This window comes from Streptomyces sp. NPDC003032, from assembly GCF_053591415.1.
Genome location: NZ_JBSFTT010000023.1, coordinates 1 through 14,861 on the forward strand (window position 1 = coordinate 1; position 14,861 = coordinate 14,861).

12 protein-coding genes are annotated in these 14,861 nt (G+C 73.0%); 8 read left to right on the top strand and 4 right to left on the bottom strand.

Annotated features, from left to right (window positions below; all coding sequences use genetic code 11):
* Positions 1-2,717: ATP-binding protein (locus tag ACWDZ7_RS28125; RefSeq protein ID WP_451800766.1), on the top strand; the 2,717-nt coding region annotated here is incomplete at its 5' end.
* Between the two features lie 35 nt (positions 2,718-2,752).
* Here ACWDZ7_RS28125 and ACWDZ7_RS28130 read toward each other — a convergent pair.
* Both ACWDZ7_RS28130 and ACWDZ7_RS28135 read right to left on the bottom strand, forming a co-directional pair.
* Positions 2,753-3,826, bottom strand: a complete 1,074-nt coding sequence (locus tag ACWDZ7_RS28130) for a GNAT family N-acetyltransferase (protein ID WP_451800767.1) — start codon at positions 3,824-3,826, stop codon at positions 2,753-2,755.
* Between the two features lie 41 nt (positions 3,827-3,867).
* On the bottom strand, positions 3,868-4,524 hold the full coding sequence (locus tag ACWDZ7_RS28135) for an HD domain-containing protein (protein ID WP_451800769.1): 657 nt from the start codon (positions 4,522-4,524) through the stop codon (positions 3,868-3,870).
* A 132-nt stretch (positions 4,525-4,656) separates the two neighbouring features.
* On the opposite strand from ACWDZ7_RS28135, the gene ACWDZ7_RS28140 reads away from it, so the two are divergent.
* The 3 genes from ACWDZ7_RS28140 (at position 4,657) to ACWDZ7_RS28150 (ending at position 7,546) form a co-directional block, all read left to right on the top strand.
* Positions 4,657-6,072: an MFS transporter gene (locus ACWDZ7_RS28140; protein WP_451800770.1), complete on the top strand. Its 1,416-nt coding sequence runs from the start codon at positions 4,657-4,659 to the stop codon at positions 6,070-6,072.
* A gap of 93 nt (positions 6,073-6,165) precedes the next feature.
* On the top strand, positions 6,166-6,849 hold the full coding sequence (locus tag ACWDZ7_RS28145; protein WP_451800772.1) for a maleylpyruvate isomerase family mycothiol-dependent enzyme: 684 nt from the start codon (positions 6,166-6,168) through the stop codon (positions 6,847-6,849).
* A gap of 16 nt (positions 6,850-6,865) precedes the next feature.
* Positions 6,866-7,546, top strand: coding sequence for a CatB-related O-acetyltransferase (locus tag ACWDZ7_RS28150; protein ID WP_451800773.1), 681 nt, complete (start codon positions 6,866-6,868; stop codon positions 7,544-7,546).
* Positions 7,547-7,585: 39 nt separating this feature from the next.
* On the opposite strand, the gene ACWDZ7_RS28155 is transcribed toward ACWDZ7_RS28150, so the two are convergent.
* Positions 7,586-8,545, bottom strand: coding sequence for a hypothetical protein (locus ACWDZ7_RS28155; RefSeq protein ID WP_451800774.1), 960 nt, complete (start codon positions 8,543-8,545; stop codon positions 7,586-7,588).
* A 206-nt stretch (positions 8,546-8,751) separates the two neighbouring features.
* Here ACWDZ7_RS28155 and ACWDZ7_RS28160 point away from each other — a divergent pair, with 206 nt between their 5' ends.
* The 4 genes from ACWDZ7_RS28160 (at position 8,752) to ACWDZ7_RS28175 (ending at position 12,771) form a co-directional block, all read left to right on the top strand.
* Positions 8,752-8,976 (top strand): heavy-metal-associated domain-containing protein, encoded by a 225-nt coding sequence (locus tag ACWDZ7_RS28160; RefSeq protein ID WP_451800776.1) that lies wholly within the window; start codon positions 8,752-8,754, stop codon positions 8,974-8,976.
* A 49-nt stretch (positions 8,977-9,025) separates the two neighbouring features.
* Complete coding sequence (locus ACWDZ7_RS28165; RefSeq protein WP_451800778.1) at positions 9,026-11,323, top strand: heavy metal translocating P-type ATPase; 2,298 nt, start codon at positions 9,026-9,028, stop codon at positions 11,321-11,323.
* Between the two features lie 120 nt (positions 11,324-11,443).
* Positions 11,444-12,133, top strand: a complete 690-nt coding sequence (locus ACWDZ7_RS28170; protein ID WP_451800780.1) for a copper homeostasis protein CutC — start codon at positions 11,444-11,446, stop codon at positions 12,131-12,133.
* A 101-nt stretch (positions 12,134-12,234) separates the two neighbouring features.
* Entirely contained in the window at positions 12,235-12,771 is a 537-nt protein-coding gene (locus ACWDZ7_RS28175; protein ID WP_451800781.1) for a DUF2165 domain-containing protein, read from the top strand.
* On the opposite strand, the gene ACWDZ7_RS28180 is transcribed toward ACWDZ7_RS28175, so the two are convergent.
* Positions 12,768-14,819: a HelD family protein gene (locus tag ACWDZ7_RS28180; protein ID WP_451800783.1), complete on the bottom strand. Its 2,052-nt coding sequence runs from the start codon at positions 14,817-14,819 to the stop codon at positions 12,768-12,770. The genes ACWDZ7_RS28175 and ACWDZ7_RS28180 overlap by 4 nt on opposite strands.
* Positions 14,820-14,861: the final 42 nt, after the last annotated feature.

The window sequence follows — 14,861 nt, forward strand, 5'->3', positions numbered from 1 at the left end:
TCGACGCCCTGGCCGACCGCGCCCGCGCCGCCGCCGCCGCGCAGGCGGCCGAGCGGGCCTCGGCGCTGCTCGGCCGGGCGCTGGCGCTGTGGCGCGGGGAGCCGCTGTCGGACGTACCGTCGGAGCGGCTGCGCCTGGAGGTCGTCCCCGCGCTGAACGAACGCCGGCTGAGCGCGCTGGAGCTGCGCACCGACGCCGAGTTCCGGCTCGGGCGGCATGCGGACGCGCTGCCGCGCCTGCGCGAGCTGACCGCCGCGCATCCGCTGCAGGAGCGCTTCTGGGCGCAGCGCATGCTGGCGCTCTACTGCTCGGGCCGCCAGGGCGAGGCCCTGGACTGCTACAGCACCGTCAGCGCGCTGCTCGCTGATGAGCTGGGCGTCGACCCGGGCGCCGAGCTGCGCCGGCTCCACCAGCAGATCCTCACCGCCGACCCCGCCATGACCGCACCGGCGATCACGGTGTCGTCGGTGTCATCGGTGACGTCGGTGTCGCTGGAGGGCCTGCGGGCGAAGGGCAATCTCCCTGCCGAGACGACGACGTTCGTAGGCCGCGAGGCCATGCTCCGCAAGACGCGGAAGCTGCTGGAGAGCGCCCGTCTCGTCACGCTGACCGGGCCGGGCGGGGTCGGCAAGACACGGCTGGCGCTGCGTGCGGCCGCCGAGGCGGTCGAGGCCGTCGACACGGCCTGGGCGTTCCCGCACGGCGCCTGGCTCGCCGACCTCGCGCCGCTGACCGAGCCGCGGCTCCTGGACCGCGCGGTCGCCGAGGCGCTCGGCCTCCCCGACCACTCCATGCGCCCCGGTACGGAAGTACTGGTCGAGCACCTGAGGGAACGGCAGCTGCTGCTGGTCCTCGACAACTGCGAGCACGTCGCCGAGGAGGCCGCCCACCTCCTGGGCACCCTGCTGAGCGCGGCCCCGGGCCTGCGCGTGCTGGCCACGAGCCGCCAGGGGCTGCGCGGCCCCGGGGAGTATCTGCTGCCCGTACCGCCCCTGGCCGTCCCCCAGGGCCGGGGCGCCGCACCGGCGTTGACGCGCTGTGAGGCGGTGCGGCTGCTCGCCGACCGTGCCGAGGCGTGCGCCCCGCACTTCCGGATCACCGCGCGCAACCAGGAGGCGGTGGGCCGCCTCTGCCGCCGCCTCGACGGCATCCCCCTGGCCATCGAACTGGCCGCCGTCCGCCTCGGCACGCTCTCCGCCGAGGAGATCCTCGAACGCCTCGACGACCGGTTCCGCCTCCTGTCCGACACCGGGGCGCGCACCGGGCCCCGGCACCAGCGCACCCTGCGTGGCGTCGTCGACTGGAGCCACGACCTGTGCGACGAGCGGGAGCGGAGACTGTGGGCGGGCGTCTCGGTCTTCTCCGGCGGCTTCGACCTGGCGGCGGCGGAAGCGGTGTGCCCGGACGAGCCGGGCGACGAGACCGTCTCCTGCCGGGACTTCGGGCATGAGGGCGCATCCTGTGGGGGCGCCTCCTGGGTCGAGCCCGCCCGCAAGGACGGTCCTCCCGCCGGAGGCGTCGTCGTGGGCGGGCCGGCGCGGGAAGACGTCGTGGACGTGCTGGCCGCCCTCGTGCACAAGTCGGTGCTCACCGTGGACACCACCGGGTCGCCCGCCCGGTACCGCATGCTGGAGACCCTGCGGCAGTACGGGCAGGGGCGGCTCCCGGAGACGGGGCGGCAGGTGCCGTTGCGGCGGCGGCACTGCGCGTATTACGGGGGCATGGCCGCGACGGCCGCCGCGCAGTGGTGCGGGCCCGGCGAGGTGGCGTGGCTGTCACGGCTGCGGCTGGAGTCGCCGAACCTCCGGGCCGCCCTCGACTTCAGCGTCTCGGGTGAGGGCGACGCCGCGTCCGGGCTGGAGATCGCCGCGAACCTCACCCGCACCCGGTACTGGTTCTTCAGCAGCTCGCTCGGCGAGGGCCGGCACTGGCTGACCCGGGCGCTGGAACTCACCCCCGACGCCCCCGTCCCGCTGCGGACCTGCGGTCTCGCGCTCGCCGCCTGGATCGCGCTGTGCCAGGGGGACCAGCCCGCCGCCGAACGTCTCCTGGCGGAGGCCGTGCGGCTCGGCGGGGCCGTGGAGGGCGGCGTGAGCCCGGCCGTACTGGCGTACATGGAGGGCGCCTTCGCCTTCCTCGTCCGCGGCGACGCCGACTCCGTCGCGCTCCTCGCCCGCGCCAGGGAACGCTTCCGGGCGGGCGGGCAGGTGGGCGACGCGCACATGGCCACCATGCTCTGGGCCATGGCGCTGGGCTTCCTCGGCGAGCGGGAACCGGCGCTGGCCGCCGGACGGGCGTACGTGACGGAGGCCGACGCGTACGGCGCGGGCTGGGCACACTCGTGGGCCCTGTGGGGCATGGGGCTCGCGGAGCTGCGGCACGGCGACCCCCACCGAGCGGTGGGCCTCTTCCGCGACTCGCTGCGCCGGCAGCGGGGCATCGGCGACCGCTGGGGCCCCGTGTGGGGCGTGGAGGCCATGGCCTGGACCGCCGCCGCCACGGGAAACCACGGCCACGCGGCTCGCCTGATGGGAGCGGCATGCCGACTCCTACGGACGACGGGCGTCGCCCTCACGGGCCTCAAGCCGCTCCACGACGCCCACCTGAAAGCCGAACACCAGGTACGCCACGCCCTGGGCGACCGGGCCTACATGGCAGCCTTCGCGGAAGGCGCGGGCACGAGGGACCCGGTCCGCCTGGCACTGGGCAGACGGTAAGCCGGCTACACCCACAGAGGGGCCCAGACAACCGCTCAGGTCCGGCGCAGTCCGTACGCGAGGGCGTTTCCCCGGTCCTCCAACCGCTCGAACCCGGCCCGGCCGAGCACCGCCTGTGACGGTGCGTTCGACGGGTCCACCAGGCCGAGGACCGATGTGACCTCGGGCCGGGCGAGGGCCCACTCGGCGAGGGCCCGTAGCGCCGTCGCGGCATAGCCGCGACCCCGCGCCGCCTCCGCCAGGTCGTAACCGACCTCCACGCATCCCTCGTCGTCCGGCGGCCCATGGAACCCCATGGCGCCGACGGCCAGCTCGTCCTCGGTGCGGACCAGCACGTACATGCCCCACTCGGGCCGGTGCACCCCGGCGGCGTACGCCTTCGCCGTCCTGCCGGCGGCGCCCCGCGTCCCGCCGAAGGGGCCGCCCTCGATCCAGGTCAGCCCGCCCGTGCCGCCCGCGGCGAGGTCGGCGGCCGCCGCGGGGGACACCTCGCGCAGCGCGAGCGCCGGCCCGGCGGGCAGGGAGGGGGAGTTGTGCCAGCGCCAGTGCGTCAGCGGCTCGCGCCCCGGCAGGCTGCCGCGGCCCGTGGACCACAGCAGGACCTGCCACGGCGTGCCTCCGGCGGGCGGCACATGCGGGAAGAGGTGGGCGAGCACCGCCTCGCAGAGTTCGGCGGGCGGCTCCGCGTCGACGCCGAGCGCCTGAGCGATGTCGTACGTATGGAGGAGGATCTCGGTGACGCCCATCGCGGCGAAGCCGGCCGCGTCCGCGCTGCCGTGCGGGTAGGGGTGGAAGCCGCGGACGCCGCGGGGCGTCGTGCGGATCACCGCCGCGAGTAGGCCGCCACTCGCCTCGATCGCCCGGATCGCGCCTTCGGGACCCGTGCCCTCGTCGAGCGCGGCCTCGAAGGGGACCCAGGAGTCGGTGGCCCGGCCCGTCAGCTGTCCCGCGTACGCGACGAGGTCGCACACGATGTGTTCCGCCGTCGTCAGGCAGCTCCAGTCGAGCCCACCCGCCTTGACCTCCCAGTTCCCCTCCGCCGTGGCCCGCAGCACTCGCGCCGCGTGCGCGACGGCCTCGTCGATCCTGTCCCCACCCATGAGCAGCATGCGCGGAGCGTACGGGAGGGCGGGGCGGCGGGCACCTGGGTTTACGGGTCGAGCAGGGCCAGCTCCGTCGCCAGGTTCTCGCGCGCCGGGGACTCCCAGACGGCCGCTCCGTGCGGGGTCCTGAACAGGCGTGGCAGGGCGAGGAGTTGGCGCAGTACCGCCGCTCTGCCCGCGCGGAACGCCTCGTCCGGCACGAATCCGTACTCCTCGCGGACGGCCGCCGCGTAGGCGGCGTACGCGTCCGGGGCCGCCGCGAGGATCGCCAGGTCGGCGTCGCACAGCGCCTCGCCGTTGTGGTCGCCGTCGGCGGGGTCGTGGGTGACGGTCAGGCGGACGAGGCGGGCCACCTCGGAGGTCCGCGCCGCCGACAGGCCCGCTTCGGGGAGGGCGCGCTCGGCGAGGCGGGCCGAGCGCTCCTCGTTCTCGGAGCGGTCGGGCGCGTACACCGCGTCGTGGAACCAGGCCGCGAGGCGGACCAGCTCGGGGTCCTCGGCGTGGTCTTCGAGTACGTCGATGTGGTCGAGGACCGCCGTCAGGTGGGCGGTGGTGTGGTAGCGGCGCTGCGGCTCGGCCCAGCGGGCGAGCAGGTTGTCGGCGAACCGGTACGGGTCGTGGACGCACTCGTCGGTGTCCCGTGCGCGCAGCAGCGTCCTGAGCCAGCGCTCCCGCAGCGGCTCGTGGTTCTCGTCGTCGGCCATGGGACGAGCGTATCCCTTGGGGTCTTGTATACCCCCCTGGGGTAAGGTAGCTTCCTCGGTGTCCGGTACCCCTTGGGGGTATAGGGCGACCCGGGGCAACCCGTGCCGTGTCGGTTTTGGAGGGGACTCGCCATGCAATCCGTCAATCCCATGCGCTGGTGGGCGCTGCTCGTGCTCGCCACCGCGCAGTTCATGGTCATCATGGACACCTCGATCATCGGGGTCGCGCTCCCCGAGATGCAGAAAGACCTGGGCTTCTCGCAGGGCGAGCTGCAGTGGGTCTTCAACGCGTACGTCATCGCCTTCGGCGGGCTGCTGCTCCTCGGCGGGCGCCTCTCCGACCTGCTCGGGGCGCGGAAGGTCTTCGTCTCCGGCTGGGTCGTCCTGATCGCCGGGTCCGTCCTCGCCGCCGCCGCGCAGACCGCGACCGTCGAGGTCGTCGGGCGCGCCGTGCAGGGCGTCGGCGGCGCGCTGATCGCGCCCGCCGCCATGACCCTGCTCATGATGCTCTTCGGGCACGACCCGAAGGAGCTCGGCAAGGCCATGGCCCTCTACGGCGCCGCGGCCCCCGCGGGCGGCACGGCCGGCGTCTTCCTCGGCGGTGTCTTCACCGAGTGGCTGAGCTGGCCCTGGGTCTTCATCATCTACGTCCCGATCGGCGTCGCCACGCTCGCCGCGACCCGCCTCCTGCCCGCCGTCGCGGGCAAGCGCGGCTCGGTCGACGTCCTCGGCGCGGTCTCCGTGACCGCCGGGCTCGCGCTCGCGGTGTTCGCCGTGGTCCGCGCGCCGGAGGCCGGGTGGGGCTCGACGGGGACCGTGCTCCAACTGGCCGGCGCCGCCGCCCTGCTGGCCCTCTTCCTCGTCGTGCAGAAGACCGTCCGTGAGCCGCTCATGCCGCTGAAGGTGTGGCGGGTGCCGCGGCTCGGCTCCGCCAACCTCGCGATGACGCTGCTCGGCGCCGCCTGGATCCCCATGTGGTACTTCCTCAACCTCTACCTCCAGCAGGTCATGGGGTACGGGGCGTTCGCGAGTGGCGCGGCGCTGCTGCCGATGACCGGTCTGCTGATGGTCTTCATGACCGCCGTCACCGCCCGCCTCCTCGGCCGCTTCGGGGCCAAGTCCCTGATCGGCAGCGGGCTGCTCGTCCTCGCCCTCGGCCTGCTGTGGCTGTCACAGGTCGGCCCGACCGGCTCGTTCGTGATCGACGTGCTGCCCGCCTCGCTGGTCGCCGCGCTCGGCATGTCCCTCGCGTACATCCCGGCGATGATGGCCGCGATGGCGGGTGCCCCGCAGGAGCAGGCCGGTCTCGCCTCCGGCATCGTCAACACCACCTACCAGGTCGGCTCGGCGCTCGGCCTCGCGGCGCTCACCGCGCTGGCCACCTCGCGGGGTGCGGGCGAGCTGGGGAACCTCCCCGTGCTGACGGACGGGTTCAGTGCCGCCTTCACTGGCGCGGCGGCCATCGCGGGGGTGGGCGGGCTTGTCACCCTGCTGGTGATGCGGGGGGAGTCCGCGGCGGCGAAGGAGAAGGTCTCGGTGGACGCCTAGTCGATCGCCGGACAGGCTCCAACAGCGACAGGCGGGCTGGGTGACTCCAGTCCGCCCGTTGCCATGTGTGCGTTCGAACGGTTGGCTTTCGGCATGACGACCACACCTGACGAGACGTACGAACCCGAGCGCGCCGGACGGCTCCTGCGCACCGAACGCGACGCCCTCATACCGCTGTTGAGGTCCGCGCCCGACGAGGCGTACGCGATCCGCACCTGCTGTCCCGGCTGGACCGTGCGGCATGTGATCGCGCACTGCGGATCCGCGCTGATGCGGGTCGTGGAGAGCCGCTTCGGCGAGGGCGTGTTCAGCGCCGAGAGCAACGACCAGGACATCGCCGAGCGCGCCGACTGGCCCAACTCCCGCATCGTGGACGAGCTGGAGCGCGGTATGACCGAGGCGGGGCCCGTCATGGCCGCGGCCAAGGGGATGCTCGACGGCGTCGCGCTGGGGGAGTGGGTGCACGCCGGAGACGTGCGCGAGGCATGGGGGAAGCCGGAGGCGTACGGCGGTGCGGGGCTCGCGGACGCGCTGCCGCTCCTCGGGCAGTTCAGCCGGGGCGAGTTCAGCGCGGCGACGCCCGGCCTCGCTGTCCACGCCGACGTGGACGGGTGGGACGAGCCGCTGATCCTCGGCGCCACGGACGGCCGGCGGCCCCCGGCCCGCTACATCGGCGACGCGCCGACCCTGATCCGGATCTGCGCGGGACGGCAGCTGGCGGGGACGCGGTACGAGCTGGCTGGCGCCACGGAAAAGGAGTTGGCGCTGTTCGACTGACGGGGATCATGGGGTGATGACCGCTTATGAACCCGGCGTACCCGCCGATCCGGACGTGCTCCACCCCATGCCCGGCCAGGAGCGCCTGGTGCTGCTCAAACCGCTCGTCAAGTCGCCGCTGATCGAGGTCGGCGACTTCTCGTACTACGACGACCCCGACGACCCGACCGCCTTCGAGACCCGCAACGTGCTCTACCACTACGGGCCTGAGCGGCTGGTCATCGGGAAGTTCTGCGCGCTGGGCGAGGGCGTGCGGTTCATCATGAACGGCGCCAACCACCGCATGGACGGCGCCTCGACGTTCCCGTTCCCGATCATGGGCGGGTCGTGGAGCGAGCACTTCGACCTGATCACCGGGCTGCCGGGACGCGGTGACACCGTCGTCGGCCACGACGTCTGGTTCGGTTACCGCGCCACGGTCATGCCGGGCGTCCGGATCGGGCACGGCGCGGTCATCGCGTCCGGTTCGGTGGTCGTCGACGACGTGCCGGACTACGGCATCGTCGGCGGCAACCCGGCCCGGCTCATCCGCCGCCGCTTCGACGACGAGGACATCGCCCGGCTGCTCGAACTGGCCTGGTGGGACTGGCCGGTCGAGCACCTGACCAAGCATGTACGCGCCGTCATGTCCGGCAGCGTGGCCGAGCTGGCGGCCGTGGCACCGAAGGGAAACACGCGTACCCCGGAGGTCGACTGACCTTCGGGGTACGCGTGGGCGCGTGGTAGGGGGCGGCGGTCAGTGCTGGTGGCCGCCGCCCTTCTCCGCGCGCGCGCCGCCGCCCGCGTGCACCGTGAACGCCGCCGTGCGGACCTCGCCCTCGTGCTTGAAGTCCAGGAACAGGCGGTACGCGCCCGCGCTCGGCGCCGTCGCCATGAAGGAGACGCCGGGACCCGCCTCGGTCTTCCCGTCGCCGGGCGCGCCGTTCGGGTGGACGTGGAGGTAGGCGAGGTCCCCGGAGCGCAGGGCCACCAGGTGGCCGTAGGCGCCCAGGTAGGGCTGGAGGTCGGTGACGGGCTCGCCGTCCTTCGCCACGTTCAGGGTGAGGTCGCCGCCCGCGCCCGTCTTCAGCTCGCCCTTCAGCGTCACGTCGTAGCCGTCCACCGTCGCGGTCGTACTGTGCGCGGGCAGCTCCTTCGGCGTGGCCTCGCCGGCCACCGCGAGGTCCGCGCCGAGCGTCAGGCCCTCCTTCGCGCCCTTGGGTCGGAAGTCGGCGAAGACGCGGTAGCCGCCCGCCTGGGGCAGCTCGACCTTGGTCGACCAGGTGCCGTCCGCCGCGCGGGTGGGGTGCAGATGGCGGTAGGTGGTCAGGTCGCGTGAGGCGACGATGAGGTGCAGCTCCTTGTCGTGCTCCTTCTGGTACGCGGTGACGTTCCGCCCCGTGGAGTCCTTGACGACGCTGAAGCGCAGCTCTTCCTTGCGGCCCGCGTCGACGCGCGCCGTCTTGAGGTCCAGCGTGTAGCCGCGCTCGGAGATCTGGAGGCCGCCGGGAGCGGTGTCGCCGTGCTTCCCGTGTCCCTCGCCCTCATCCTTGCCGCTCATCTGCTTCCCCTCCTGCTGCTCGCCGTCGTGTCCACCGTGCTGAGCCGCCGGCGCCCTTTCCGTGACGGGGTCGACGCCCTTGCCCACTCCGTACGCGGTGCCGAAGGTCGCGGCGACGGCGGCGGCGAACGCGGTGATCTTCAGTCCGGTGTTCATGACGGCTCCCTGAGTGATCCCGGCCGGCTGTTCCGGTCGGTCGGCCTCGATGTATTCGAAGATACCCCCTGGGGGTACCAAGTCAAGCCCGGATTTCTCGGCGGCGGCTCTTGCGATTGGTACCCCCCGGGGGTATAAATGGACCTCGTAAGGCCGATACCCGGCCCGGGTATCGGTTCCCGCGCCGCTCCACACAGGAGGCACCCATGAGCACCGACGCGATCACCACCACGTACAAGGTCGACGGCGTCCACAGCGCGCACTGCCAGGGAGTCGTCACCGACGTCGTCGGCGGCCTCGACTTCGTCACCGCCGTGCAGGTGCGCGTCCCGGAGGGCCTGGTCACGGTCACCACCGCCGCCGAGCCCGACGACACCCGTATCGCCGAGACCGTCGAGGACGCCGGTTACGACTACGTCGGCCGCGTCTGACACCGACCGCCCGCCCACCCCGCCCCCACGTCACGAGGAGCCCGCAGACATGTCCACCACCACTCCCGGCACGCCCGAGGCGGCCTCCCCCGCTTCCACCGCAGAAGTGGAACTCGCCATCGGTGGCATGACCTGCGCCTCGTGCGCCGCCCGGATCGAGAAGAAGCTCAACCGCATGGACGGCGTCGAGGCGACCGTCAACTACGCCACCGAGAAGGCCAAGGTCAGCTACCGCGGCGAGGACATCTCCGTACAGGACCTGATCTCGACCGTCGAGGCCACCGGGTACACGGCCGAGGAGCCCACGCCCGTACGGGACGAGAGCGCGTCGTCGGACGACGGCGAGGAGCGGCGCGCCGACGACGCGCTGCGGCCGCTGCGCGAGCGGCTGATCACCGCGGTGCTGCTCTCCGTACCGGTCATCGCCATGGCGATGGTCCCCGCCCTGCAGTTCGAGTACTGGCAGTGGCTCTCCCTCACCCTGGCCGCGCCCGTCGTGACCTACGCCGCCTGGCCCTTCCACAAGGCGGCCTTCACCAACGCCCGGCACGGCGCGGCCACCATGGACACGCTGATCTCGGTCGGCACCTCGGCGGCGTTCCTCTGGTCGCTGTGGGCGCTGTTCCTCGGCACCGCCGGGACGCCCGGCATGACCCACCCCTTCGAGCTGACCATCGCCAGGAGCGACGGCGCGGGGAACATCTACCTGGAGGCCGCGGCCGGCGTCACCGCCTTCATCCTCGCCGGGCGCTACTTCGAGGCCCGCTCCAAGAGGAAGGCGGGCGCCGCCCTGAAGGCGCTGCTCCAGCTCGGCGCCAAGGACGTCACCGTGCTGCGCGACGGAGGACGCGAAGAGACCATCCCGGTGGGCGACTTGAAGACCGGCGACCGTTTCCTGGTCCGCCCCGGCGAGAAGATCGCCACCGACGGCAAGGTCGTCGAGGGTGCCTCGGCCGTGGACGCCTCCATGCTCACCGGCGAGTCCGTGCCCGTCGAGGTCGCCGAGGGCGACTCCGTCACCGGCGCCACCCTGAACGTCGGCGGACGCCTCGTCGTCGAGGCCACCCGCGTCGGCGCCGACACCCAGCTCGCCCGCATGGCCAAGCTGGTGGAGGACGCGCAGAACGGCAAGGCCGCGGCCCAGCGCCTCGCCGACAGGATCTCCGCGGTCTTCGTGCCGGTCGTCATCGGCCTGGCGCTCGCCACCCTCGGCTTCTGGCTCGGCAACGGCGCCGGACTCACCGCCGCCTTCACCGCGGCCGTGGCCGTCCTGATCATCGCCTGCCCCTGCGCCCTGGGCCTCGCCACCCCGACCGCCCTCATGGTCGGCACCGGCCGCGGCGCCCAGCTCGGCATCCTGATCAAGGGCCCGGAGGTCCTGGAGTCCACCCGCAAGGTCGACACCATCGTCCTGGACAAGACGGGCACCGTCACCACCGGCAAGATGACCCTGCTCGCCACCCACACCGCCGACAACACCACCGAGGCCGAGGTGCTGCGCCTGGCCGGCGCCCTGGAGCACTCCTCGGAGCACCCCATCGCCCAGGCCGTCGCCGCCGGGGCGGCCGCCGAGGTCGGTACGCTGCCCGTCCCCGAGGACTTCGCCAACATCGCGGGCCTGGGTGTTCAGGGCATCGTCGAAGGGCACGCGGTGCTCGTCGGCCGCGAGGCACTGCTCGCCGAGTGGGAGATCCGCCTTCCGGTGGCGCTGGAGCGGGCGAAGGCCGAGGCCGAGGCGGCCGGACGTACGGCCATCGCGGTCGCCTGGGACGGCGAGGCGCGGGCGGTCCTGGAGGTCGCCGACGCGGTGAAGGACACCAGCGCCGAGGCGATCACCCGGCTGCGCGCGCTCGGCCTGACCCCGATCCTGCTGACCGGCGACAACAAGGCGGTCGCGGCGTCGGTGGCCGCGGAGGTCGGCATCTCCCCGGAGCACGTCATCGCCGAGGTCATGCCGCAGGACAAGGTCGACGTGGTCAAGCGGCTGCAGGCCGAGGGCCGCTCGGTCGCCATGGTCGGCGACGGCGTGAACGACGCCGCGGCCCTCGCCCAGGCCGACCTGGGCCTGGCGATGGGCACGGGCACGGACGCCGCGATCGAGGCGGGCGACCTGACGCTCGTCCGCGGGGACCTGCGGTCCGCGGCGGACGCGATCAGGCTGTCGCGCCGCACCCTGGGCACCATCAAGTCGAACCTGTTCTGGGCCTTCGCCTACAACGTGGGCGCGCTGCCGCTGGCCGCGTCCGGCCTGCTCAACCCGATGATCGCGGGTGCCGCCATGGCTTTCTCCTCGGTCTTCGTGGTCGGCAACAGCCTGCGGCTGCGGGGGTTCAAGCCGCTGTCCTGACACCCTGACCGCTCCCCGCGGTCAATTGGTCCACCCCGGTGCGGGCGACTCGGCTCGCGCCGGGGTGTTCTGCGCGTAGGCTGGTAATTGGACTAGACCTGTGGGAAGGAAGAGGCAGCCATGAGCAAGCGTGCAGTCCTGGAGGTGATCGCCCTCGACGCCGAGGACGCCGCCGCCGCCCAGGCCGGCGGTGCGGACCGCCTGGAGCTGGTGACCGACATGGCCGCGGACGGCCTCACGCCGTCGTGCGAGACCTTCGCCGCGATCCGGGCCCGTGTCGACATCTCGCTGCGCGTCATGCTGCGGCTGGCCGACGGGTTCGCCGCCGGTGACGTCGAGGCGCTCGTACGCCGTGCGCGCGAGCTGAGGAGCGAGGGCGCCGACGAGTTCGTGCTCGGCTTCCTCGACGAGGCGGGCGGGCCCGACCTCGCCGCGGTCGAGACGCTCGTCGACGCGATCGACGGCTGCCGCTGGACCTTCCACCGGGCGATCGACCGGGCCGCCGACCGTGACGCCCTGCGCAAGCAGCTCGCGGACCTGCCGGGCCTGGACACGTACCTCACGGCGGGGGCCGCGGGCGGGGTCGACGAGGGCCTGCCGACGCTGGCCGCCGAGGCGGCGCGGCGGGGGGAGCCCGGGTATGAGCCGCAGCTGCTGATCGGTGGCGGGCTGCGGCTGGAGCATCTGCCCCCGCTGAAGGCCGCGGGGGCCGACGCGTTCCATATCGGCGGGGCGGCCAGGCCCGACGGATGGTCGGGGCCGGTCTCCTCGCGGGCGGTGGCGCGGTGGCGCGCCGCCGTCGACGCGTAGACGCTCCGCTGGGGTGGGCCGGTGTCGCGCTGTTCCCCGCGCCCCTGGCGGGGTGCTCGGTGGGGCCTGCGGTACAACTGGGGGGAGAGGGAGGGGACTTCATGACCGCACCTACCAGTCGCGCGCTGCCCGTCGCCGTGGCGGTGCTCACCGCGACCGTCGCGCTCTGCATCACGCTTGTCGCGTTCGGGAACATCACCGACTTCGGCACGAACCAGCAGTTCGTACGCCATGTCCTCGCGATGGACACCACCTTCAAGGACGACGACCTGATGTGGCGCGCGGTGGAGTCCACCGCGCTTCAGGACGCCGCGTACATCGCGATCATCGTCTGGGAGACCGTCGCCGCGCTCGTCCTCATCGCGGCGACGGTGCTGTGGGCCGGTGCCCTGCGGCGCCGCGCGGGATTCCGGCGGGCCCAACGCCTCGGGACCGCCGGCCTGTTGATGGTGCTGCTGCTGTTCGGGGCCGGGTTCATCGGCGTCGGCGGCGAGTGGTTCGCCATGTGGCAGTCCGAGGACTGGAACGGCCTGGACGCGGCGACCCGCGTCGTGACGCTGGCGGGCATCGTGCTGATCGTGAGCCATCTGCCGTCCGCCGCGGTGGCGGCGGACGACGCCAAGGGAGCGGAGAACTAAGCGAGTTGCTTCGGCAGCGGCGCCGCGTGCACGACGATCAGGCCGGAGACGGCGCGGGTCAGTGCCACGTACAGCCGGCGCAGGCCCGTCCGCTCGTCGGGCTCGCCGTCGACGACGGCGGCGGGCTCGTCGAGCACCACATAGTCGTACTCAAGGCCCTTCGCCAGGGACGCGGGCACCAGCGTCAGCCGGGTGTCGGGCGTGGTCTCCCGCCCGGGGGAGAGGTACGTGAGACCGGCCGCCGTCAGCGTCTCGGCCAGCGCGGGAACGCGGGCGTCGGCCGCGATGAGCCCGATGGAGCCCTCCTGACGCAGTGACTCTACGCACGCCTCAAGACAGGCCGAGTCCAGCTTCCCCTGCTCCACCTGCCGCACCGCGAGCGAACCGGGCGACTCGCGCACCGAGGCGACCTCCGTGAGCCCCGGCGCGATGTCGGGCAGCAGCCGCGACGCGTACGCGATGACTTCGCGCGGCACGCGGAAACCGGCCGTCAGCTCCTCCACGACCGCGTCGGCCTTGCCCAGATGCCCAAGAGCCTCGGCCCAACTCCGGGTCGCCCACGGCGTGGTGCCCTGCGCGAGGTCACCGAGGACGGTCGCCGAACCGGTCGTGCAGCGCCGCCCCACCGCGCGGTACTGCATCGGGGACAGATCCTGCGCCTCGTCCAGCACGACATGACCGAGCGAATGCGTACGCGATACGAGATCGGTGGCCTCGTCGATCAGCACGGCGTCGGCGGCCGACCACTTGGCGGACTTGACGCTGCGGGCGGGCTTGCTCCACAGCACGGCCTTCCGCTCGTCCTCGGTGAGGAGGCTCTCGGAGTGCGCGGCGAGGAAGTCCGCGTCGGAGAGCAGCCGCAGCACCAGCTTCGCGGGATCGACCGGCGGCCAGATGGCCTTCACGGCGGCCTTCACCGCGGGGTTGCGTGCGACGGCGTCCTGTACGCGGTCGTCGGGGGCCTCGCCCGACTGCTCCATGCGGACGAGGACGGTATGGGCGATGCGCTGCGGAAGCGCGTCGCGGGCGGCGCCGTACCGTATGTCACGCGCGAGCAACTCCCCCACCATCTCTTCCAGTTCATACGCGGGTACGCGCCAGCGCCGGGAGCCGCGCACGACGACCACGGGCTCGGTCGGCAGGGTGACGTGCGAGCGCACGGCCCTGCGCAGCACCTCCGCCATACGGGCGTCGCCCTTGACGAGGGCGGCGGCGGAATCGTCCGTGCCGCGCACCTCCACGTGGGCGACGAGGTCGTCGACGGTGGCCTGCTTGACCTCCAACTCGCCGAGCGCGGGCAGTACTTGCTCGATGTAGTGCAGGAAGGAGGCGTTGGGCCCGATGACGAGCGTCCCGGTTCGGGCCAGCCGGTCCCGGTGGGCGTACAGCAGATAGGCGACACGGTGCAGACCGACGGCGGTCTTCCCGGTCCCGGGCCCGCCCTGCACGCAGACGCTTCCGGTGAGGCCGCTCCGTACGATCTCGTCCTGCTCGGGCTGAATGGTCGCGACGATGTCCCGCATCGGACCGACGCGGGGCCGCTCGATCTCCTGCTGGAGCAGCTTGCTGGTCCGCTCGCCCTCGGAGGGGTCGCTGAGGTGCTCGTCCTCGTACGCGGTGAGGTCGCCGCCCGTGTACCCGAAGCGGCGGCGCAGCGCGATGTCCATCGGGTTCTTCTTGGACGCCCGGTAGAACGGCTGGGAGACCGGCGCACGCCAGTCGATGACCATCGGGTCCCCGTCGGCGTCGTGCACGTGCCGCCGACCGATGTAGAACTGCTCGCCCTCGGCCCCTTCGGCCCGCTGGGCGCCGGGGGCGTGCAGATAGTCGAGCCGCCCGAAGAAGAGCGGGGTGTGGGCGAGATCGGCGAGGGACTTGATCCGCTCGTCGATCTGCCGTTGCAGGACGGCGGCGTTCACCCAGTTCGCGGTGACGTCGCGGATGTCGAGGGCCTGTGCGTCCGCGCGCATGGCGCGCAGCGCGGAACGGGACGCGGCGAGGTGTCCCCGCTCGCGGGCGAGGGGGTCGGTCTGGTCGTGCGCGTGCACGGGATGCCTCCGGCGGTTCTGCGGGGTGGGCCCGTTGCTGCC